This window comes from Pseudomonas fluorescens (assembly GCF_004683905.1).
Classification (GTDB): Bacteria; Pseudomonadota; Gammaproteobacteria; order Pseudomonadales; family Pseudomonadaceae; genus Aquipseudomonas; species Aquipseudomonas putida_A.
This window is the reverse complement of the sequence record NZ_CP038438.1, coordinates 3,162,369-3,185,208: the sequence shown is the minus strand read 5'-3', so window position 1 is coordinate 3,185,208 and position 22,840 is coordinate 3,162,369. Positions and strand designations below refer to the sequence as shown.

At 61.8% G+C, this 22,840-nt stretch carries 13 protein-coding genes; 12 read left to right on the top strand and 1 reads right to left on the bottom strand.

Annotated features, from left to right (window positions below; genetic code table 11):
* The first annotated feature begins 60 nt into the window (after positions 1-60).
* The 8 genes from E4T63_RS14500 (at position 61) to E4T63_RS14465 (ending at position 15,742) form a co-directional block, all read left to right on the top strand.
* On the top strand, positions 61-1,836 hold the full coding sequence (locus tag E4T63_RS14500; RefSeq protein WP_135295859.1) for a type I secretion system permease/ATPase: 1,776 nt from the start codon (positions 61-63) through the stop codon (positions 1,834-1,836).
* Positions 1,833-3,182: an HlyD family type I secretion periplasmic adaptor subunit gene (locus E4T63_RS14495; protein WP_003225006.1), complete on the top strand. Its 1,350-nt coding sequence runs from the start codon at positions 1,833-1,835 to the stop codon at positions 3,180-3,182. Before E4T63_RS14500 ends, E4T63_RS14495 begins: the two co-directional genes overlap by 4 nt.
* A gap of 2 nt (positions 3,183-3,184) precedes the next feature.
* On the top strand, positions 3,185-4,543 hold the full coding sequence (locus tag E4T63_RS14490) for a TolC family outer membrane protein (protein ID WP_098964081.1): 1,359 nt from the start codon (positions 3,185-3,187) through the stop codon (positions 4,541-4,543).
* 508 nt (positions 4,544-5,051) lie between these two features.
* Entirely contained in the window at positions 5,052-8,003 is a 2,952-nt protein-coding gene (locus tag E4T63_RS14485; RefSeq protein WP_135295858.1) for an autotransporter serine protease, read from the top strand.
* 224 nt (positions 8,004-8,227) lie between these two features.
* The gene (locus E4T63_RS14480; protein WP_135295857.1) at positions 8,228-11,314 is read left to right on the top strand and encodes an autotransporter serine protease; all 3,087 of its coding nucleotides are present in this window, start codon (positions 8,228-8,230) and stop codon (positions 11,312-11,314) included.
* 56 nt (positions 11,315-11,370) lie between these two features.
* Positions 11,371-13,059, top strand: coding sequence for a polyurethane esterase (locus tag E4T63_RS14475; protein WP_135295856.1), 1,689 nt, complete (start codon positions 11,371-11,373; stop codon positions 13,057-13,059).
* 216 nt (positions 13,060-13,275) lie between these two features.
* On the top strand, positions 13,276-15,129 hold the full coding sequence (locus tag E4T63_RS14470) for a polyurethane esterase (protein WP_135295855.1): 1,854 nt from the start codon (positions 13,276-13,278) through the stop codon (positions 15,127-15,129).
* Positions 15,130-15,367: 238 nt separating this feature from the next.
* Positions 15,368-15,742, top strand: a complete 375-nt coding sequence (locus tag E4T63_RS14465) for a hypothetical protein (protein WP_135295854.1) — start codon at positions 15,368-15,370, stop codon at positions 15,740-15,742.
* Between the two features lie 119 nt (positions 15,743-15,861).
* On the opposite strand, the gene E4T63_RS14460 is transcribed toward E4T63_RS14465, so the two are convergent.
* Positions 15,862-16,086 carry a YgdI/YgdR family lipoprotein gene (locus E4T63_RS14460; protein WP_041064149.1) on the bottom strand — a complete coding sequence of 75 codons (225 nt, stop codon included), beginning with the start codon at positions 16,084-16,086 and terminating at the stop codon, positions 15,862-15,864.
* Positions 16,087-16,290: 204 nt separating this feature from the next.
* On the opposite strand from E4T63_RS14460, the gene E4T63_RS14455 reads away from it, so the two are divergent.
* The 4 genes from E4T63_RS14455 to E4T63_RS14440 all read left to right on the top strand — a co-directional run bounded on the left by E4T63_RS14455 (position 16,291) and on the right by E4T63_RS14440 (position 22,833).
* Positions 16,291-17,943, top strand: coding sequence for a VRR-NUC domain-containing protein (locus E4T63_RS14455; protein WP_134786443.1), 1,653 nt, complete (start codon positions 16,291-16,293; stop codon positions 17,941-17,943).
* A complete protein-coding gene (locus tag E4T63_RS14450) occupies positions 17,940-20,231 on the top strand; it encodes an ATP-dependent DNA helicase (protein WP_135295853.1) in 2,292 nt (763 codons plus the stop codon). Before E4T63_RS14455 ends, E4T63_RS14450 begins: the two co-directional genes overlap by 4 nt.
* A 76-nt stretch (positions 20,232-20,307) precedes the next feature.
* Positions 20,308-22,230 carry a hybrid sensor histidine kinase/response regulator gene (locus tag E4T63_RS14445; RefSeq protein WP_135295852.1) on the top strand — a complete coding sequence of 641 codons (1,923 nt, stop codon included), beginning with the start codon at positions 20,308-20,310 and terminating at the stop codon, positions 22,228-22,230.
* A gap of 66 nt (positions 22,231-22,296) precedes the next feature.
* Entirely contained in the window at positions 22,297-22,833 is a 537-nt protein-coding gene (locus E4T63_RS14440) for a hypothetical protein (protein WP_047597231.1), read from the top strand.
* The last annotated feature ends 7 nt before the right edge of the window (positions 22,834-22,840 follow it).

The following is a 22,840-nucleotide window of genomic DNA, read 5'->3' as shown; positions in this document are numbered from 1 at the left end:
CGGAACATTAATTGAGCGCTCGTCGAAGTCTGGCGGGATCTATCATTTCAGGAAGAAACAATGAAGATGGCGAAGGCCCCAGCCACCGCTCCCTTGTTCAAGGCTTTGGGTGACTATAAAAGCATTCTGATCAGCGTCGGGTGCTTTACCGCACTGATTAACGTGCTGATGCTGGTGCCCTCCATTTATATGCTGCAGGTCTACGACCGCGTATTGTCTTCGCAGAACGAAACGACGTTGGCGATGCTGTCGTTGATGGTGGTTGGCTTCTTTGCCTTCATCGGCATGCTGGAGGTGATCCGCAGCTTCATCGTGATCCGCATCGGCAGCCAACTGGAGCGCCGCTTCAACCTGCGGGTGTATCAGGCGGCATTCGAGCGCAACCTGTTCAAGGGCGAGGGCAACGCCGGGCAATCGCTGGGCGACCTGACCCACATTCGCCAATTCGTCACCGGCCCGGCCCTGTTCGCGTTTTTCGACGCGCCGTGGTTCCCGGTCTATCTGTTTGTCATCTACCTGTTCAACGTCTGGCTGGGCGTGCTCGCCACAGCCGGCGCGCTGCTGCTGATTGCGCTGGCCTGCCTCAACGAATACATGACCAGGAAGCCGCTGGGCGAAGCCGCCGGTTACTCGCAGAAGTCCAGCCAACTGGCGACCAGCCACCTGCACAACGCCGAAACCATTCAGGCCATGGGCATGCTCGGCGCGTTGCGCAAGCGCTGGTTCGGTGTGCACTCGCGTTTCCTCGGCCTGCAGAATCAGGCCAGCGACACCGGCGCAGTGATCAGCTCGATCAGTAAGACCTTGCGCCTGTGCCTGCAATCGCTGGTGCTGGGCCTCGGTGCGTTACTGGTGATCAAGGGCGACATGACCGCCGGGATGATGATCGCCGGTTCGATCCTGATGGGCCGCGTGCTGAGCCCGATCGACCAGTTGATCGCCGTGTGGAAACAGTGGAGCGGGGCGAAGCTGGCCTATCGTCGTCTGGACTCTTTGCTGCAGGCGTTCCCGCCGAGTGACGACACCATGGCGCTGCCGGCGCCGAAAGGCCAGATCACCTTCGAGCAAGTCAGTGCCGGCCCTCCGGGGCAGCGCGCGGCAACCCTGCAGATGATCAATTTCAATCTGGGCGCTGGTGAAGTGCTCGGCGTGCTCGGTGCCTCCGGTTCCGGCAAGTCGACCCTGGCCCGAGTGCTGGTCGGCGTGTGGCCGACCCTCGGCGGCACGGTGCGCCTGGACGGTGCGGACATCCATCGCTGGAACCGCGACGAGCTCGGCCCGTACATCGGCTATTTGCCACAAGACATCGAACTGTTCAGCGGCAGCATCGCCGAAAACATTGCCCGTTTCAGCGAAGCCAACCCGGAGAAGGTCGTGGCCGCCGCGCAACAGGCCGGCGTCCACGAGATGATTCTGCGCCTGCCGCAAGGCTACGACACGCAACTGGGCGAGGACGGCAGTGGCCTGTCCGGCGGTCAAAAGCAGCGTGTGGCCCTGGCCCGTGCGATGTATGGCGATCCGAGCCTGGTGGTGCTCGATGAGCCGAACTCCAACCTCGACACTGTTGGTGAAGCTGCGCTGGCCAGCGCCATCGCCCAGCTCAAGGCCAAGGGCACCACCGTGGTGCTGGTGACGCATCGCTCTTCGGTGCTGGCTCAGGCGGACAAACTGCTGGTGCTCAACGATGGCCGCTTGCAGGCGTTCGGCGCCAGTCAGGAAGTGCTCAAGGCACTGTCCGGCGCTCAGGAACAACAACGGGAAAAATCCGCGCAGGCACCGGGCGGGCTCAGCATGAGCCGGCAGTACCAGCCCTCGACAAGGAATTCGGGTGTATGAGCAGCGCCAGCATGAACACTGAAAACGAAGCCTCCATGGAACACGCATACGTCACCGAGCGCCCGGAGCGCGATGCGAAATTCTTCGCCCGCATGGGCTGGATTCTGGCCATCGTCGGCGCCGGCAGTTTCTTCACCTGGGCCGCACTGGCGCCGCTGGATCAGGGGATTCCGGTGCAAGGCACCGTGGTGGTCTCGGGCAAGCGCAAAGCTGTGCAGTCGATGAGCAGCGGCGTGGTCAGCCGGATTCTGGTACGTGAAGGCGAAATCGTGAAGCAGGGGCAACCGTTGTTCCGCCTCGATCAGACCCAGGTCGCCGCCGATGTGCAGTCGCTACAGGCGCAATACCGCATGGCGTGGGCTAGCCTCGCACGCTGGCAGGCCGAACGCGACAACCTCAAAGAAATCACCTTTCCTGCCGAACTGAGTAACGATCCGGATCCGCGTCTGGCGCTGGTTCTTGAAGGCCAGCGTCAACTGTTCAGCAGCCGTCGCGAAGCGTTCTACCGCGAGCAGGCCGGTCTGCGCGCCAGCATTGAAGGCGCCACCGCGCAGCTGGCGGGCATGCGCCGCGCCCGCACCGACCTCAACGCCCAGGCCGATTCGCTGCAACAGCAACTGAGCAACCTGCAGCCACTGGCGGACAACGGCTACATCCCGCGCAACCGTTTGATGGAGTACCAGCGGCAGCTGTCGCAAGTGCAGCAGCAACTGGCGGAAAACACCGGTGAAAGCGGCCGGGTGGAGCAGGGCATTCTCGAATCGCGCCTGAAGCTGCAACAGCATGGCGAGGAGTACCAGAAGGAAGTGCGCACGCAACTGGCCGACGCGCAACTCAAAAGCGTGACCCTGTCCGAGCAACTGACCTCGGCCGGTTTCGACCTGCAACACAGCGAGATCCTCGCCACCGCCGACGGCGTGGCGGTCAACCTTGGCGTGCACACCGAAGGCGCCGTGGTGCGTCAGGGCGAAACACTGCTGGAGATCGTCCCGCAAGGCACCACCCTGGAAGTCGAAGGGCACTTGCCGATCAACCTGATCGACAAGGTCGGCACGCATCTGCCGGTCGATATCCTGTTCACCGCGTTCAACCAGAGCAAGACCCCGCGTGTACCGGGTGAGGTCAGCCTGATTTCCGCCGACCAGATGGTCGATGAGAAAACCGGCGTGCCGTACTACGTGTTGCGCAGCAGCGTCAGTGATCAGGCGATGGAAAAACTCCATGGCCTGGTGATCAAGCCCGGTATGCCGGCGGAAATGTTCGTGCGCACGGGCGAACGGTCACTGCTCAACTACCTGTTCAAACCACTGCTCGATCGCGCTGGCTCTGCGTTGACTGAAGAATAAGGATGTTCGGCTGTATGAATAAGCTTTCGATGTTGGGAGCAGCGTTCGCGCTGCTCGCAGGAAACAGCGCGCTGGCGGCCATGGGGCCATTCGAAGTCTACGAACAGGCATTGCGCAACGATCCGGTGTTCCTCGGCGCGATCAAGGAGCGCGACGCGGGCCTGGAAAACCGCATCATCGGCCGCGCCGGGCTGTTGCCGAGACTGGGTTACAACTACAACCGGGGTCACAACACCTCGAAGGCCACGCAACTGACCGCTCGCGGCAACCTCACCGAAGACCGCAACTACAACAGCTATGGCTCGACCCTGACCTTGCAGCAACCGTTGCTCGACTACGAAGCCTACGCGGCGTATCGCAAAGGCGTGGCGCAGTCGCTGTTCGCCGACGAGGCGTTTCGCGGCAAGAGTCAGGAACTGCTGGTGCGGGTGCTGGATAACTACACCAAGGCCTTGTTCGCCCAGGATCAGATCGACATCGCCCAGGCCAAGAAAAAGGCCTATGAGCAGCAGTTCCAACAGAACGAGCACATGTTCAAGCAGGGCGAGGGCACCCGCACCGACATTCTCGAAGCCGAGTCGCGCTATGAACTGGCGACCGCCGAAGAGATCGAGGCGCGCAACGAGCAGGACGCGGCGCTGCGCGAGTTGGGCGCGCTGGTCGGCGTGCAGACGGTGGACATCAGCGAGCTGGCACCACTGGATCAGAATTTCCAGACCTTCGCGCTGATGCCGGCCAACTACGACACCTGGCATGAGCTGGCGATCAGCAACAATCCCAATCTGGCGTCGCAACGCCAGGCGGTGGAAGTGGCCAAGTACGAAGTCGAGCGCAACCGCGCCGGGCACCTGCCGAAAGTCAGTGCCTACGCGTCGATCCGCAAGACTGAATCGGACAGCGGCAACACCTATAACCAGCGCTACGACACCAACACCATCGGCTTTGAAGTCAACGTGCCGCTGTACGCTGGTGGCGGGGTATCGGCCTCGACCCGTCAGGCCAGCCGCACCATGGAGCAGGCGGAATACGAACTCGACGGCAAGACCCGCGAGACGCTGATCGAACTGCGCCGCCAGTTCAGCGCCTGCCTGTCGGGCGTCAACAAACTGCGCGCCTACCAGAAGGCCCTGGCCTCGGCTGAAGCGCTGGTGGTATCGACCAAGCAAAGCATTCTCGGTGGTGAACGGACGAACCTCGATGCGCTGAACGCCGAACAGCAACTGTTTACCACCCGCCGCGATCTGGCCCAGGCGCGCTACGACTACTTGATGGCCTGGACCAAGCTGCATTACTACGCGGGGACGTTGAACGAACAGGATCTGGCGCGGGTGGATGAGGCGTTCGGTGTTGCTCATCGCTAATGTGCATGGCTTGGGGGTGGCCCTCACCCTAACCCTCTCCCAGAGGGAGAGGGGACTGGATGGGGGAAGTTCCAGATGGGCACCGATATGAGTGAGCGGTGCTGAATCCATAATCGACTCGGTTTCTCAGGTCGATGCATGGCTCAAGACACCCGGATTGGCTCCCTCTCCCAGAGGGAGAGGGGACTGAATGGGGGATGTTCCAGATGGGCACCGATATGAGTGAGCGGTACTGAATCCATAATCGACTAGGTTTCTCAGGTCGATGCATGGCTCAAAACACCCGGATTGGCTCTCTCTCCCAGAGGGAGAGGGGACTGAATGGGGGATGTTCCAGATGGGCACCGATATGAGCGAGCGGTGCTGAATCCATAATCGACTCGGTTTCTCAGGTCGATGCATGGCTCAAGACACCCGGATTGGCTCCCTCTCCCTCTGGGAGAGGGCTGGGGTGAGGGTTTTACACCGCAGAAGAACCTGCATAAAACAATAAAAGTGAGTGGTGAACATGGAAGTACGCATCAAGCCGGCAGCGGTCGGCACCCTGTTGCTCGCAGTTTCCATCGCGCAAGCCAATGCGCAGTACCTTGAAACCGGCAAGCCCGGCGATCCCGCCAGTTGGCGCAGCGCCGAATTCCAGCGTGACTGGGGCCTTGCGCGGATGCAGGCGGATCAGGCCTACGCTGCCGGCATCACCGGCAAAGGTGTGAAGATCGGCGCCCTCGACTCCGGCTTCGATGCTGGCCACCCCGAGTTCGCCAGCGACCGCTATCACCCGGTGTTGGCCTCCGGCAGTTACGTCGACGGCTCACTGTTCAACGTCAACGGCACCCTTAACCCCAACAACGATTCCCACGGCACCCACGTGGTCGGCACCATGGGCGCGAGCCGTGACGGCACCGGCATGCACGGCGTGGCGTACAACGCGCAAATCTACGTCGGCAACACCAACAACAACGACAGTTTCCTCTTCGGCCCGAAACCCGATCCGCGCTATTTCAAAGCCGCGTATGACGCCCTGGCCGCTGCCGGCGTACGCGCGATCAACAACAGTTGGGGCAGTCAGCCGCCGGATGTCAGCTATCGCACCCTGGCCGATCTGCATGCCGCTTATGCTCAACACTGGAATCAGGGCACCTGGCTCGACGCGGCGGCGGACGTCTCGCGCCGTGGCGTGATCAACGTGTTCAGCGCCGGCAACAGCGGCTATCCGAACGCCAGCGTGCGCTCGGCGCTGCCGTACTTTCAGCCGGACCTCGAAGGCCACTGGCTGGCAGTTTCCGGGCTGGACCAAAGCAATCAGCAAAAGTACAACCAGTGCGGTATCGCCAAATACTGGTGCATCACCACGCCGGGGGCGAAGATCGACAGCACCATTCCGGGTGGCGATTACGCAATCAAGTCCGGCACCTCGATGGCCGCGCCGCACGCTACCGGGGCACTGGCGCTGGTGATGGAACGCTACCCGTACATGAATAATCAGCAGGCGCTCGAAGTGCTGCTGACCACCGCCACGCAACTCGACGGCTCGATTACCGATGCGCCGACCGAGCGGGTCGGCTGGGGCGTGGCCAACCTGAACCGGGCGATGCGCGGGCCGGGGCAGTTGCTTGGCGCGTTCGATGCCAACCTGGCGGCCGGGCAAAGCGATGTGTGGGGCAATGACATCTCCGACAAGGCATTGATTCAGCGCCAGCGCGAAGACCTCGCCGAACACGGCGCCTGGCAGCAGACCTTGCAGGACAAGGGCTGGCAGAACGGTATTCCGGCCGGCGCCACTCAGCAGGATCAGACCGACTACGCCGTCGGTATGGCGCGCGATGCCGCAGCGGCGACGCGGGTCTATCAGGGCAGCCTGATCAAGTCCGGGGCAGGGCGCTTGCTGCTGACCGGCGACAACACTTTCCGTGGCCCGACCACGGTCAATGGCGGCTTGTTGAGCGTCAACGGCTCGCTGGCCTCGGCGGTGACCGTCAACGACAGCGGCACCCTCGGCGGTTCCGGGCGGATCGCCTCGTTGCTCGCCAACAGCGGCGGCCGCGTAGCGCCGGGCAACTCCATCGGCACCTTAAGCGTGGCCGGTGACGTGACCTTCGCCCCAGGCTCGACCTACGCGGTGGAGCTGTCACCGATCAGCAGCGACCGCATCGTCGCTGGAGGCAGCGCGAGCATCAACGGTGCCACGGTCAGCCTGTCGCTGGAAAACAGTCCGACCCTGCTCAGCACCACTGAAACCCGCAGCCTGCTCGGCCATTCGTACGACATTTTGCAAGCGGCCGGTGGTATTCAGGGCCAGTTCGGCGCGGTGCTGCCGGATTACCTGTTCATCGGCGGCAACCTCGACTACACGGCCAACGCCATTCAGCTCGACATTCAGCGCAACGCCACCTCGTTCGCCAGCGTCGGGCAGACCCCGAATCAGCGTGCGGTGGCGGCCGCCGTCGAAGGCCTCGGCGCCGGCAATTCGGTGTACGAAAGCCTGCTGCTGTCGGCGTCTGCCGCCTCGGCGCAGCAAGCCTTCCAGCAATTGAGCGGCGAAATCTACCCGGCGCTCGGCTCGATGCTGATCAATGACAGCCGCCAGTTGCGCGACGCGGTCGGCGAACGTCTGCACGATGCCAACGCCACGCAAAGCAATGGCTGGATCAAGGCCCTCGGCGCCTGGGGTTCGACCAACTCAGGTAACGACACCTCGCGCTACAGCACCTCAATCGGCGGTTTGCTCGCCGGTGTTGACGGCGCGCTGGACGAGCAGACGCGCATCGGTCTGGTCACCGGTTACAGCGACAGCTCGCTGAACATGGGCTCGGACACGCATTCGTCGGCCAAGGTCGACAGCTATCACCTCGGCGCTTACGCCGGTCATGACATCGGCGCCTGGCGCCTGAGCACTGGCGCGGCCTACAGCTGGCATCGCGCCGATGTGAAGCGCGATCTGCAATACGGTGACGTCAGCGCCAAACAGAAAGCCAAGGTCGATGCGGCGACCACGCAGGTTTTCGGTGAAGCGGCTTACCGGCTGAACCTGCAGCCGCTGGCACTGGAGCCGTTCGCCAACCTCGCTTACGTGCATCTGGATACCGAAGGCTTCACGGAAAAGGGCGACGCGGCGGCGCTGAAAAGCTCCGGCGACCAGCGTGATGCGGTCCTCAGCACCCTCGGTGTGCGTGCGGTTAAGCGCTTCAATTTGTCGGCGCAACAGGCACTGGACGTCAGCGGCCACCTCGGCTGGCAGCACAGCCTCAGCGACATCGACGCCGAACAGCATCTGCGCTTTGCCAGCGGTAGCACACCGTACGCGGTCGAGAGTTCGGCATTGGTGCGTGACGCGGCGCTGGTCGGCGTGCAAGCCAGCCTGGCGTTGAGCAAGGACGTGCGGGTCAACCTCGATTACAACGGACAACTGGCTAACCGCGAGAAGAGTCATGGGGTTGGGTTGAGCCTGAATTGGCAGTTCTGAAACAAACCCCGCAGGTCAGGTGAACGCACACTTGTGGCGAGGGGATTTATCCCCGATCGACTGCGCAGCAGTCGCTCACCCGGACAACTCGGTTACTGGAAACTGCTCGGGGTCGCTTCGCGACCCATCGGGGATAAATCCCCTCACCACAAGCGTTATTTCCCATGCCCAGGTGTGGGCCTGGTACACGGATTTTTCGCAACAACACTAAGGAAGGTCGCTGGATGAATAACAACAAAACCCCCGCGCAAACGGGCGGTCGCTTCGCCATGAAAACCCTCAATTGCGCCATGCTCTGCGCACTGACCACCTGGGGCACCGCGCACGCGGCGCCTTACGTGGAAAGCGGCCGCAGCGGCGATCCCGCCAGTTGGCGCAGCGCCGAATTCAAGGCTGACTGGGGCCTGGGCGCCATCGGCGCGGATTACGCCTACGCCGCCGGTTACACCGGCAAAGGTGTGAAACTGGGGATCTTTGACCAGCCGGTGTACGCCGCGCACCCGGAGTTCTCCGGTGCCAATAAAGTCATCACCCTGGTCACCAGCGGGATCCGCGAATACACCGACCCGTACATCCCGGTCAAAGCCGGGGACGCGTTCCGCTATGACGGTTCGCCTTCGGTCGGTTCCGACGGCAAGCTCGGTGCCCACGGCACCCACGTCGGTGGCATCGCTGCCGGCAGCCGTGACGGCGGGCCGATGCACGGCGTGGCGTTCGGTGCGCAGATCATCAGCGCGGATAACGGTGACCCGGGCCCGGAAGACGGCATCGTCCGTGGCAACGACGGCGCGGTGTACAAGGCCGGTTGGGATGCGCTGATCGCCAGTGGCGCGCGGATCATCAACAACAGCTGGGGCATTGGCATCACTGACCGTTTCGACCTCGGCGGCCGCGACCCGGCGTATCCGCACTTCACCGTCAACGACGCGCAATTGCAGTTCAACGAAATCCGCACGCTGCTCGGCACCAAGCCCGGCGGCGCCTACGACGGCGCCATCGCCGCCGCCCGCAGCGGCATCGTGACGATCTTCGCCGCCGGTAACGATTACAACCTGAACAACCCGGACGCCATCGCCGGCCTCGGCTACTTCGTGCCGGACATCGCGCCGAACTGGATCACCGTCGCCGCGTTGCAGAAGAACCCGGATCTGGCCAGCGCCAATCCGTACATCATGAGTACGTTTTCCTCGCGCTGCGGCTACACCGCGAGCTTCTGCGTCTCGGCGCCGGGCACGCAGATCTACAGCTCGATCATCAGCGGCACCAACGCCGACAACCTGACCACCGGCTACAAGAACTACAACGGCACCTCGATGGCCGCACCGCATGTGGCGGGCTCGATGGCGGTGTTGATGGAGCGCTTCCCGTACATGACGGGCGATCAGGTCGCCACGGTGCTGCGTACCACCGCCACCGACCTCGGCGCACCGGGCATCGACGCCTTGTACGGCTGGGGCATGATCAACCTGCGCAAAGGCATCGACGGCCCGGCGATGTTCGTCACCGAGCAGGACATCCCGGAAGAGTTCCGCATTCAGGGGGCCTACGGTTCCGGGCAGTTTGTCGCGGACTTGCCGGGCATCGGCGCGATCATCGACAAGGGCAAACCGACCGAGCGCCTGTGCACCGACATCACTTGCGGCCTCGACACCTGGCGCAACGACATTTCCGGTCACGGCGGCCTGACCAAGCAGGGCATCGGCACGCTGGTGCTGACCGGCAACAACACCTACAGCGGCCCGACTCTGGTCAATCAGGGGCGTCTGGCGATCAATGGCTCGCTGGCTTCGGCGGTCACGGTCAACGACAGCGGCATCCTCGGCGGTAACGGCCGCATCGGTGCACTGACCGCGAAAAGCGGCGGTACCGTCGCCCCGGGCAACTCGATCGGCACGCTGAACGTCGCCGGTGACGTGACCTTCGAGCGCGGTTCGACCTACGCGGTAGAAGTATCGCCGACCAGCAGCGACAAGATCGTTGCCGGTGGCAAAGCGGTGATCGATGGCGCCACGGTCAGTCTGTCGCTGGAAAACAGCCCGACCTTGCTGACGACGACTGAAGTGCAGAGCCTGCTCGGTTCGCAGTTCAACATCCTGCAAGCGGCCGGTGGCATCCAAGGCCAGTTCGGGCAAGTGCTGCCGAACTACGCGTTCCTCGGCGGCACCCTGGCGTACTCGACAAACGGCGTGCAACTGGACGTCGGGCGCAACGGCGCGTCGTTCGCCAGTGTCGGCCTGACCCCAAACCAGCGTGCGGTTGGCGCGGCTGCCGAGGGTCTGGGCGCGGGCAATGCGCTGTTCGAAACCCTGTTGCTGTCGCCGAACGCGGCGTCGGCGCAACAGGCATTCCAGCAACTGTCCGGCGAAATTCACCCGGCCATCGGCACCCTGCTGATCAACGACAGCCGCTACCTGCGTGAAGCGGTGGGCGAGCGTCTGCGTGAGCGCGATCTGTTCAATGCCGACGCACCGACCGACGACCGCAGCAACGCCTGGGTCAAGGTACTGGGTTCGTGGGGCAAGAGCGATGGCGGCCACGAAAACGCCGACTCCAACAGCTCCATTGGCGGGCTGCTGGCCGGTGTCGACGGTTTGATTGCTGAAGATACGCGTCTGGGTTTCGTTACCGGTTATAGCGACAGCTCGTTGAACATGGGCAGCGACACGCATTCGTCGGCCTCGGTCGACAGCTACCACCTGGGTGCGTACCTGGGGCATCAGATCGATGCGTTGCGTCTGACCGCCGGTGCGGCTTACAGCTGGCATCGCGTGGACGTGAAGCGTGATCTGCAGTTCGCGGGCGTCAATGGCAAAGAGAAAACCAAGCACGATGCGGCGACCACTCAGGTGTTCACCGAAGCGGCTTACGATCTGCGCCTGCAACCGTTGAATCTGGAGCCGTTCGCCAACCTGTCGTACGTGCACTTGAACACCGACAGCTTCACCGAGAAGGGTGATGCTGCGGCGCTCAAGAGCGGCGAAGACAACCGCGACGTGGTGCTGTCGACCCTTGGCGTACGCGCCAAACGCAGCTTCGCGCTGTCGGACAAACATCAGCTGGAACTGGGCGCGACCCTCGGCTGGCAGCACAACCTGAGCAGTGTCGATGCTGACAGCCACCTGGCCTTCGCCAATGGCAACAGCGCCTTCACTGTGCAGAGTGTGTCGATGGATCGTGACGCGGCGGTGGTCGGCGTACGCGCCGGGCTGGCGCTCAATCGCGATGTCCGGGTCAACCTGGACTACAACGGACTGATCGGTAACAACGAGAAAGACCACGGTGTGGGTCTGACCCTCGACTGGCAGTTCTAAAAGCGTGCCGGCAGTCCCTTGGGGGCTGCCGGTTTTGAAGGAAGAGAGAGCACAACATGGGATTGTTCGATTATAAAAATGCCGACGGCAAAGCGTTGTACAGCGATGCCATCGCACTGACGCTGTATGCCTACACGCCAACCGGCCAGCCGTTGCCGGCCACCGCCTGGAAACCGCTCAGCGCGACGGCGCTGGGTTATCAGGGCAAGGTCGGCGCCCAAGGCACGTTCTTCGGCGAGAAGGACGGCTTCACCAGCGCCGAGGCCGAGGTGCTCGGCAAGTACGACGCCGGCGGCAAGCTGATCGGCATCGGCGTGGCCTTTCGCGGCACTGGCGGACTGGGTTACAGCGACACCTTCGGCGACATGAAGAACAACCTGCTGGCCGCCATCGGGCCATCGGATTACGCGAGCAACTACGCGAAAAATGCCTTCGACAACCTGCTCAAGTCCGTTGCCGCGTTTGCCATCGCCAACGGCATCGCCGCCAAGGACGTGCTGTTCAGCGGCCACAGCCTCGGTGGCCTCGGGGTCAACAGCGTGGCCGAGTTGAGTGCCAGCAACTGGGGCGGTTTCTTCAAGGATGCCAACTACATCGCGTTCGCTTCGCCGACCCAGAGCAGCACCGGCAATAACGTGCTGAACATCGGTTACGAAAACGATCCGGTGTTCCGTGCGTTGGACGGCACCACGTTCAGCAGCGGGTCGCTGGGCAAGCACGACGGGGCGCATGAGTCGACCACCGACAACATCGTCAACTTCACCGACAACTATGCGTCCACCGCGCAGAACCTGGTGCCGTTCAGCATCGTCAATCCGCTGAACTGGTCGGCCCATAGCTCGCTCGGGTATGCCGATGGCTTGAACCGGGTGATCGATTCGAAGTTCTACAACCTGACGCACAAGGACTCGACCCTCATCGTCTCCAACCTTGAGGAATCGTCCCGCGGCAAGACCTGGGTCGAGGATCTGGGGCGCAGCGGCGAGCTGCACACCGGCAGCACCTTCATCATCGGTACGCAGAGCAACGACTGGCTCAAGGGCGGGGCGGGTAACGACTTCCTCGAAGGCCTGGGCGGCGATGACCGCTTCCGCGATGACGGTGGTTTCAACATCCTCCTCGGTGGTCAGGGCCACAACACCTTCGAGCTGCAGAAACCGCTGCAGAACTTCAGCTTCGCCAACGACGGTGACGGCACGCTGTACGTGCGCGACGCCTACGGCGGCATCAGCATGACCCGCGACATCGGCGCGCTGGTGAGCAAGGAGTCGGGTTCGTGGTGGGGCAGCAAGGAAATCACCTGGGGTGTCAAGGCCAAGGGTTTGACCAATGGCAGTGAACTGACCCAGTACACCCATTCGCTCAACGGCGATGCGTACGGCAATGCGCTGCACGCCAGCGCCGAGGGTGACTGGCTGTTCGGGCTGGGTGGCGATGACAAGCTGATCAGCGACAAGGGCCACGTGACCTTCGTCGGCGGCGCCGGCAATGACGTGATGACGGCAGTGGGTGGCAACAACACCTTCCTCTTCAGCGGCGCGTTCGGTTTTGATGCGATCAATGGTTACCAGGGCAGCGACAAACTGGTGTTCATGGGCGTCGAAGGCGCGGGGCAGGGCTACGACTACAAGCAGCATGCTGTGCAGTCGGGGGCCGATACCGTGCTGAAGATTGGCGAATATGCCGTGACCCTGGTCGGGGTGGGAGTGGCTAACCTGTCGGACTCGGCGTTCGTGTTCGCCTAGCTCCTTGTTAAGACAAACCCTGTAGGAGTGAGCCTGCTCGCGATCGCGGTCAGTCAGTCTCCATCCATGTTGCCTGACACGGTCTCATCGCGAGCAGGCTCACTCCTACAGTTAAAAGCAATGCAAGTAGTACTGAAATGCTCCGGGGCGTGCCCGCGAGGGGCGCCCAGGCTGTGAGCTATCTCTGACAATTCCAACAAAAGAGAGGCAATAGCAATGGGTGTGTATGACTACAAGAACTTCGGCACAGCCGATTCCAAGGCGCTGTTCAGCGATGCCATGGCGATCACGCTGTATTCCTACCACAACCTCGATAACGGCTTTGCCGCCGGTTATCAGCACAACGGCTTCGGCCTCGGCCTGCCCGCCACGTTGGTCACCGCGCTGCTCGGCGGTACTGATTCGCAAGGGGTGATTCCCGGTATTCCGTGGAACCCCGACTCGGAAAAACTCGCCCTCGACGCGGTGAAAAAGGCTGGCTGGACTCCGATCACCGCCTCGCAACTGGGCTACGACGGCAAGACCGACGCGCGCGGAACCTTCTTCGGTGAGAAGGCCGGTTACACCACCGCTCAGGTGGAAATCCTCGGCAAGTACGACGCCCAGGGCCATCTCACCGAAATCGGTATCGCCTTTCGCGGCACCAGCGGCCCGCGGGAAAATCTGATTCTCGATTCCATCGGCGACGTGATCAACGACCTGCTGGCAGCGTTCGGTCCCAAGGACTACGCCAAGAATTACGTCGGCGAAGCGTTCGGCAATCTAATGAATGACGTGGTGGCGTTCGCCAAGGCCAACGGCCTCAGCGGCAAGGACGTGCTGGTCAGCGGCCACAGCCTCGGCGGGTTGGCGGTCAACAGCATGGCCGATCTGAGTGGTGGCAAGTGGGGCGGGTTCTTCGCCGATTCCAACTACATCGCCTACGCCTCGCCGACCCAGAGCAGCACCGACAAAGTGCTCAACGTCGGTTACGAAAACGATCCGGTGTTCCGCGCCCTCGACGGTTCGACCTTCACCGGCGCCTCGGTCGGCGTGCACGACGCGCCCAAGGAATCGGCCACCGACAACATCGTCAGCTTCAACGATCACTACGCCTCGACCGCGTGGAATCTGCTGCCGTTCTCGATTCTCAATATCCCGACCTGGATCTCGCACCTGCCGACCGCTTACGGCGATGGCATGAACCGCATCATCGAGTCGAAGTTCTACGACCTGACCAGCAAGGACTCGACGATCATCGTCGCCAACCTGTCGGACCCGGCGCGGGCCAACACCTGGGTGCAGGACCTCAACCGCAACGCCGAAACCCACAAGGGCAGCACGTTCATCATCGGCAGCGACAGCAACGACCTGATCCAGGGCGGCAGCGGCAATGACTATTTGGAAGGTCGCGCCGGCAACGACACTTTCCGCGACGCTGGCGGCTACAACGTCATCCTCGGTGGCGCCGGCAACAACACCCTCGACTTGCAGAAATCGGTGAACACTTTCGACTTCGCCAACGACGGCGCGGGCAATCTGTACGTGCGCGACGCCAACGGCGGGATCAGCATCACCCGCGACATCGGCAGCATCGTCACCAAGGAGCCGGGCTTTCTCTGGGGGCTGTTCAAGGACGACGTGACCCACAGCGTCACGGCCAGCGGTCTGAAGGTCGGCAGCAACGTCACTCAGTATGAGTCCAGCGTGAAGGGCACCAATGGCGCCGATACGCTCAAGGCGCATGCCGGCGGTGACTGGTTGTTTGGTCTGGATGGCAACGATCATTTGATTGGCGGCGTCGGCAACGACGTGTTTATCGGTGGCGCCGGCAATGACCTGATGGAATCGGGGGGCGGGGCGGATACGTTCCTGTTCAACGGCGCGTTCGGTCAGGATCGGGTGGTAGGTTTTACGTCGAACGACAAACTGGTGTTCCTTGGCGTGCAGGGTGTGTTGCCCAATGATGACTTCCGCGCGCATGCCTCGATGGTGGGGCAGGACACGGTGCTGAAGTTTGGCGGGGATTCGGTGACATTGGTTGGGGTGGCGCTGAATAGCCTCAGTGCCGATGGAATTGTGATCGCCTGATGCATCCGTAACCTGTGGCGAGGGAGCTTGCTCCCGCTGGGTCGCGAAGCGGCCCTGAAGATTTTGTGAGCGCTACGCGCTCAAGCGGGAGCAAGCTCCCTCGCCACAACTCGGTATCAAAAGTGACTCAACAGCCACACCCTGACTCAAAAGCTCTGCAAACAGCAGAAGCGGCCTAAAGCCAGCACGTGCACACACGTTCTATAGCCAGCCGCCATTGAGTACAGGAGATGCACACGTGAAAAGGTTCAAGGGGTATGTCGGGGTTGTCGGACTGGCGCTGTTATCGGCCAATGCCTGGGCCGATCTGCCTCAAACCTCGATTCTGAGCCGCTACGGCATCAGTAGCGATCAATTGCCGAAACCGGCGAAGACCGAAGCCGCCGAGCCGGTCGAAGAGAAAAGCCTGTTTCAGATCCAGCCCGAACAGCCGTTCGTGACCATTCGCCTGGGTGACGGCAAACAGCAGCAAGCCACTGGCAATCTGAGCATTGACCGCATGACCCAACAGGATCTGGAACGCTGCCGGCGTCTGCAAGCCGAGCTGGCACGGCGGGGTGAACAGTATTTCAGCTGTGATCACAGCATTGTGGGTTTGCCTGCTTCCGAATAACCCACGCTTTGACTGCCTTCTGTAGGAGCTGCCGAAGGCTGCGATCTTTTGATTTTGATCTTGAAAAACAAAGTCAAAAGATCGCAGCCTTCGGCAGCTCCTACACGTACAGCAGGGTGTCAGTCTTCCTTGCGCACCGTCGCGACTTCGTCAGAGCGGACCTTCACCTTGGTCCCGGAAATATCCTCGAACTCATAGAACCCGTCCTTGTTCTTGGTTTTCGGCATGTCCTTGGTCAAATACTGAGTACCGTTCTGCAAGGTCACCACGGTCGGTGTCGAGCAGCCGCCCAATGCCAGGAAGGCTGCTACCGCCAGGGGAAGACCCAGAGTCTTGATGTTCATACCCACCTCAAATCCCTCATTCCATATCAATTGACCGACTTCGGTCTCTAACGCGGTTGGTGCCATCGAACGGGGAAAAGTTCGATGGCACCCTGAAAAAATCCCGATTGCGCTGCCACTGATCTTTTTCCGTTTGCACGCGACGGGGCAGAGCTGGTATCTGTACGCATAACCAGTATTCGCTCGCCATGGCCCTGAATTACCGTGACTGCCAACCCGCTCGACGATCCGTTCTATTACCTCAACAACTTCCGGCAAGTGCTTGATTGGCTTGAGCTTCGCTATGCCGATGTGATGAGCGAATCCGAGCACGGCTTTATCCGCGACTTCAAGGCCTTGCCACGCGCTTCGCAGGGTTTGCTGGTGCGCATGATAATGCGCAAGGGCGTGCATTTCCGCTTCGGCAAACTCAACTACCCGGAAATCGGGGACATCAGCAACGCCGCGCAGCCGTTGTTGCGTCACGGCTGGCTCGACGATCAGGCTTTATTGAGCATGCCCGAAGTGTTCGACGTGTTGCTCAAGGCTGAACTGCTGCAGGCGTTCGGCAGCTTTATCGAGCAACCCAAGGGCCGCAAGGACGACTGGCTGCCGCCGCTCGCCGAGCAATTCAGCGAGTCGCGCAGCCTCTCCGTTTGGGCACCGACGCTCGGCGACCGCTTGCTCAGCCTGACCATCATGGACCTGTGCGACCGCCTGCGTCTGATGTTCTTCGGCAATCTTTATCAGGACTGGTCGGAATTCGTCCTCGCCGACCTCGGGATCTTTACCTACGAAAAAGTCGAGTTCTGCGCTGACTCCCGTGGTCTGCGCAGCCGTGAAGACGTTGACGCCTGCCTGTTCCTGCATCATTGCCAACTGCTTTTCGAAGCCGGTGAACCGTTGGAGCCCATCGTCGAGCAGGTCCGCGCGTTGCAGTTCGACAACCCGTGGCTGCAGCGGCGGCGCGGCAAGGTGCTGTTCCAGATCGGCCAGTATTGCGAACGCATCACTGAGTTCGCCCTGGCGCTGAGCATTTACCGCGATTGCGCCTACCCCGGCGCCCGTCAGCGAATGATCCGCGTGCTGGAGCGCTGTGGCGAATACGCACTGGCGCTGGAGCTCGCCAGCCTCGCCGAACAGGCGCCGGAAAGCGCCGCCGAACAGCAGAGTCTGCAGCGGATGCTGCCCCGCCTGCGACGCAAACTCGGCGGGCCGCCGCTCAAACGGGCAACGCCACGCCCGGTCGAGCGCCTCGATCTGCAACTGCCGCGCACTGATCCGGGATTGTCTGTGGAGTTTTACGTGCAGGCGCATTTGCACGAAGACAGTGGCCCGGTGCACTACGTCGAGAACAGCCTGATCAACTCGCTGTTCGGCCTGTTGTGCTGGCCGGCGATTTTTGCGCCGTTGCCGGGAGCGTTCTTTCATCCGTTCCAGCGCGGGCCGGTGGATCTGCTCAACGAAGACTTTCAGCAACGCCGCGCCGAACTGTTCCAGGCCTGTCTCGACCAACTCGACGACGGCCGTTATGCGGCGACCATTCGTGAGCGCTTCGCCGCCAAATGGGGCGTGCAGTCGCCGTTCGTGTTCTGGGGCGCGTTGAATGAGCAACTGCTGGAGCAGGCGCTGGCGTGTTTGCCGGCGGAACACCTCAAGCACTGGTTCAATCGCCTGCTGCTCGACATCAAGGCCAATCGCGCCGGCATGCCGGATCTGATCCAGTTCTGGCCGCAGCACAAGACCTACCGCATGATCGAAGTCAAAGGCCCCGGTGACCGCTTGCAGGACAACCAACTGCGCTGGCTGGAATTTTGCCACCAACACCAGATGCCGGTCGCCGTGTGCTACGTGCAATGGGCGGAGCAGAGCGCTTGAGCTACAGCATTGCCGTCCGCGCGCTGTGCGAGTTCACCGCCAAGACCGGCGACCTCGACCTGCGTTTTACCCCTTCACCGACAGCCCTCGAAGGCATGCTCGGGCACCGTACCGTGGCCTCGCGGCGTAGCGACAAATACCAAAGCGAAGTGGCACTGGAAGGCGAGTTTCTGCAATTGAAGGTCAGGGGCAGGGCGGACGGCTATGACCCGGCGCAGAACTGTCTGGAAGAAGTCAAAACCTATCGCGGCGACCTCAGCAAGCAACCGGCCAACCATCGGCAGCTGCATTGGGCACAGGCGAAAATCTACGGCTGGCTGATGTGCCGCAAGCTTGAACTTGCGCAGATCAATCTGGCGCTGGTGTATTTCGACATCGTCAGCGAAAAGGAAACCTGTCTGGTCGAGGCCTTCAATGCGCCGGTCTTGCAGGAATTTTTCGAACAACAATGCCGGCTTTTCCTGAACTGGGCCGAGCAGGAAATGGCCCATCGCGAGGCGCGCAATCTGGCCGGGCAGCAATTGGCCTTTCCCCATGCGGACTTTCGCCCCGGCCAACGGCATCTGGCCGAATCGGTGTTCAAAGCGGTCAGCACCGGCCGCTGCCTGATGGCCCAGGCGCCCACCGGGATCGGTAAAACCCTTGGCACGCTATTCCCGATGCTCAAGGCGCTGGCGCCGCAGCAACTGGACAAGGTGTTCTTTCTGACCGCCAAGACCCCGGGGCGCAAACTGGCGCTGGATGCCAGTCAGGTGTTGTTCGATCAGTCTGAACGCTTGCCGCTGCGGGTGCTGGAGATGGTCGCCCGCGACAAGGCCTGCGAACACCCGGACAAAGCCTGTCACGGTGAATCCTGCCCGTTGGCCCAGGGCTTTTATGATCGCCTGCCCGCCGCCCGGCAAGCGGCCAGCCGGATCAATCTGCTCGATCAGGCGGCGATGCGCGAAGTGGCCCGTGAGCACACGGTGTGCCCGTATTACTTGAGCCAGGAAATGGCCCGCTGGGCCGACGTGGTGGTGGCGGACTACAACTATTACTTCGATTTCAGCGCGCTGCTGTTCGGTCTGGCCCAGCTCAATCAGTGGAAGGTTGCGGTGCTGGCCGATGAAGCGCACAACCTGGTCGAACGCGGGCGCTCGATGTACAGCGCCAGTCTCGATCAGGCCGCGCTGGCCAGTGTGCGCAAGAGCGCTCCCGAGGTGCTGAAAAAATCCCTGCAACGGGTCAACCGCGAGTGGAACGCGCTGCATCAGCCGCAACTGGCGCCGTATCAAGCCTACGACAAGGCCCCGGAGAAACTGCTGCAAGCGGTGTCGCTGTGCAGCGCGGCCATTGGTGATTACCTCAACGACCATCCGCAGGGACTCGACAGCGCGCTGCAAACCTTCTATTTCGACATGCTGCAGTTCGGCCGGGTGGCGGAACTGTTCGACGAGCATTACCTGTTCGACATCAGCAAGCGCGACCTTGAGCGCAAGCGGCCGCTGTCGCAGTTGTGCCTGCGCAACGTGGTGCCGGCGGCGTTCATCGGCCCACGCCTGAAAGCGGCGCGCAGCAGCGTGTTGTTCTCGGCGACGCTGAGCCCGCGACGCTATTACGCCGATCTGCTCGGCACGCCCGCCGACACGGTATGCATAGACGTCGAATCACCCTTCAGCGCCGAACAGCTGCAAGTGCAGATCGTCAGCCGTATCTCCACGCGCTTCAATCATCGCCAGGCGTCGCTGGAACCGATCGTCGAGCTGATCGCCCGCCAGTTCAGCGAGCGCCCGGGCAATTACCTGGCGTTCTTCAGCAGCTTCGATTACCTGCAACAGGTGCTGACGCTGCTCGCCGAACGCCATCCGCAGATCAATCTGTGGCAGCAGTCCCGGGGCATGGCCGAAGGACAGCGGCAGGCGTTTCTCGATCAGTTCACCGCCGACAGTCAGGGCATTGGCTTCGCCGTGTTGGGCGGTGCGTTCGGCGAGGGCATCGACCTGCCCGGGGCACGGCTGATCGGCGCATTCATTGCGACCCTGGGGCTGGCCCAGCTCAACCCGGTCAATGAACAGTTGAAACGGCGCATGGCGGCGATTTTCGGTGCCGGTTACGACTACACCTATCTGTATCCGGGCGTGCAGAAAGTGGTGCAGGCCGCCGGGCGGGTGATCCGCACCCGTGAAGATCGTGGCGTGGTGATGCTGATCGATGACCGCTTCGCCGAACCGCGCATTCAGCAACTGCTGCCACGCTGGTGGTCGCTCGGCACCGACTCGTCCTCAATCAACCCATTGATCACGCCGTGAATAGAAGCGCGTTTGCACCTTCCCATGGCGCCGGATTGCCGCATACTTGCGCTAATGAAAACCAGCGGTGAACCTGATGAGTGACAACCCGAGCAAAACTGCCGCGATCGAGCAGATGCGTTTTCGTCTGCTGATCGATGCGGTGGTCGATTATGCGATTTACATGATCGACCCGGACGGCATCATCACCAGCTGGAACTCCGGCGCCAAACGCTTCAAGGGCTACGAAGAGGCGGAAATTCTCGGCGAGCATTTCTCGCGCTTCTATACCGCCGATGATCGTGCGGCTGGCCTGCCGCAACGTGCGCTCGACACGGCGCTGCACGAAGGACGGTTCGAAGGCGAAGGCTGGCGGGTGCGCAAGGATGGCACCAGTTTCTGGTGCCATGTGGTCATCGATCCGATCATTGATCCCAACGGCAAAGTGCTCGGCTATGCCAAGATCACCCGTGACCTGACCGACCGCAAGATGGCCGAGGAAACCCTCAAGCAAAGCGAACAGCAGTTTCGCCTGCTGGTGCAGGGTGTCACCGATTATGCGATCTACATGCTCAGCCCCGAAGGTCGTGTGAGCAACTGGAATCAGGGCGCCCAGCGGATCAAGGGGTACCAGCCGGAAGAAATCATCGGCCAGCATTTTTCGATTTTCTACACCCCGGAAGACCGTGTGGCCGGCGAACCGCAACGGGCGCTGGAGATTGCCACCCGCGAGGGCCGTTTCGAGAACAAGAGCTGGCGCATGCGCAAGGATGGCACGCGGTTTCTGGCCCACGTGGTGGTCGATGCCATTCGCGGCGAAACCGGCACGCTGCTCGGGTTTGCCAAGATCACCCGCGATGTCACCGAAGCCCATGAGTCGCAAGTGGCGCTGGAAAAGACCCGCGAAGCATTGTTCCAAGCGCAGAAGATGCAGGCCATCGGTCAGCTCAGCGGCGGCATCGCCCATGACTTCAACAATTTGCTGACGGTGATTCTGGGCAATCTGGAGATTCTGCAAAAACGCATCGGTGACGACCCGAAAAACAGCCGTCTGCTGGAAAACGCCACGCAGGGTGCATTGCGTGGCGTATCGCTGACCCAACGCATGCTGGCCTTCGCCCGCCGTCAGGAACTCAAGACCGAGCCGGTCGATATCCCGCAACTGGTGCAAGGCATCACTGGGCTGTTGCGCAGCTCGATCGGCCCCGGGATTCGCATCGAGACACGCTTTCCCGAGGATCTGCAACCGGTGCTGGCCGACAGCAACCAACTGGAACTGGCGTTGCTCAATCTGGCGACCAACGCCCGCGACGCCATGGCCGACGGTGGCAGCCTGTGCATTTGCGCGCAGCCGGAAGTCGTGCTTGAGCAAAGCCATTCGTCAATGGCGGCGGGACGCTATGTGTGCCTGAGCGTGATCGACACGGGTGAGGGCATGGACGAAGCCACGCTGGGTTCGGCCAGGGATCCGTTTTTCACCACCAAGGGCGTGGGCAAGGGCACCGGGCTGGGCTTGTCGATGGTGCATGGCTTTATCGAGCAACTGGGTGGCCGTTTCATTCTCAAGAGCGAAAAAGGCCATGGCACCCGCGCTGAAATGTGGATACCGGTGGCGTTAGCCGGGGAGACGGCAAAAAACCTCTACCCGGCGGTCAAACCGGTGTTGGTGCCGCGCCTCAGCGTGCTGGTGGTGGACGACGATTCGCTGGTGATGACCAGCACCACGCTGCTGCTCGAAGACCTTGGCCATCGCGTGATCAGCGCCACGTCCGGTGCCAAGGCGCTGGCGTTGTTCGAGCAGGGCGAAGTCATCGATCTGATGATCACCGACATGGCCATGCCGCAGATGAGCGGCGCGCAACTGGCGCATGCGGTGCGTTTGCTCAAGCCGGATCTGCCGATCATTCTGGCCACCGGTTACGCCGAACGTCTGGAAGGCTTTGCCGCGCAATTGCCGCGTCTGCCCAAGCCATTCACCCAGCTCAACCTGGTGGAAATCATCGCGCAGTCGATGAAGTGAATCCGCCTGAACTTGTCCGTGGCGAGGGCCTTCTAAAAGGTTTCCCCGCCACGGAGTGCGCGTCCCTTGCCCCGCATACTGACTCAGCCCAGCGCTGAAGAGCACCTGACCGAACACGATGCCAAGATGTTCGGCTCACCTAAGGAACGGCTGGATTTCTATCGCAAGGAAATCCAGTACGAAACCAGCATCCTCGCCAATCGCACCGATGCCTATCTCGCGGCGCAGTCGTTTCTGGTGATTGCCTTCGCTTCGTGCATGGCCAACCTCAACCCCGAGTGGGGCAAGCTGTTCACGCTGGTGGTGCCGCCGTTTCTCGCACTGCTCGGGCTGCTCAGTTCGCTCAACGCCTGGCCGGGGATTCGTGCGGCGTACGACATCATCGATCACTGGCACTACAAGCAGAGCGAGTTGTTGCGCAGCGAGCCGATCATGGGCATGGCTTACGACGAGTCGCCGCTGTTCAGTGAAATGGAGTCGAGCCACAAGGGCTATCGCAAGTCGCTGTTGTTTTCGGTGCGCACGCCATGGATCTTCGCCACGTTCTGGATCCTGCTCGGAGCTTATGCAGTGTTCATTCAGGTGACCAACCCCGGGGGCTGAACGCCGC

Excerpts from the sequence above, each read along its gene's own strand:
- E4T63_RS14500 (WP_135295859.1), top strand. The coding sequence starts at position 61 with ATGAAGATGGCGAAGGCCCCAGCCACCGCTCCCTTGTTCAAGGCTTTG.
- E4T63_RS14495 (WP_003225006.1), top strand. The coding sequence starts at position 1,833 with ATGAGCAGCGCCAGCATGAACACTGAAAACGAAGCCTCCATGGAACAC.
- E4T63_RS14490 (WP_098964081.1), top strand. The coding sequence starts at position 3,185 with ATGTTCGGCTGTATGAATAAGCTTTCGATGTTGGGAGCAGCGTTCGCG.
- E4T63_RS14485 (WP_135295858.1), top strand. The coding sequence starts at position 5,052 with ATGGAAGTACGCATCAAGCCGGCAGCGGTCGGCACCCTGTTGCTCGCA.
- E4T63_RS14480 (WP_135295857.1), top strand. The coding sequence starts at position 8,228 with ATGAATAACAACAAAACCCCCGCGCAAACGGGCGGTCGCTTCGCCATG.
- E4T63_RS14475 (WP_135295856.1), top strand. The coding sequence starts at position 11,371 with ATGGGATTGTTCGATTATAAAAATGCCGACGGCAAAGCGTTGTACAGC.
- E4T63_RS14470 (WP_135295855.1), top strand. The coding sequence starts at position 13,276 with ATGGGTGTGTATGACTACAAGAACTTCGGCACAGCCGATTCCAAGGCG.
- E4T63_RS14460 (WP_041064149.1), bottom strand. The coding sequence starts at position 16,086 with ATGAACATCAAGACTCTGGGTCTTCCCCTGGCGGTAGCAGCCTTCCTG.
- E4T63_RS14445 (WP_135295852.1), top strand. The coding sequence starts at position 20,308 with ATGAGTGACAACCCGAGCAAAACTGCCGCGATCGAGCAGATGCGTTTT.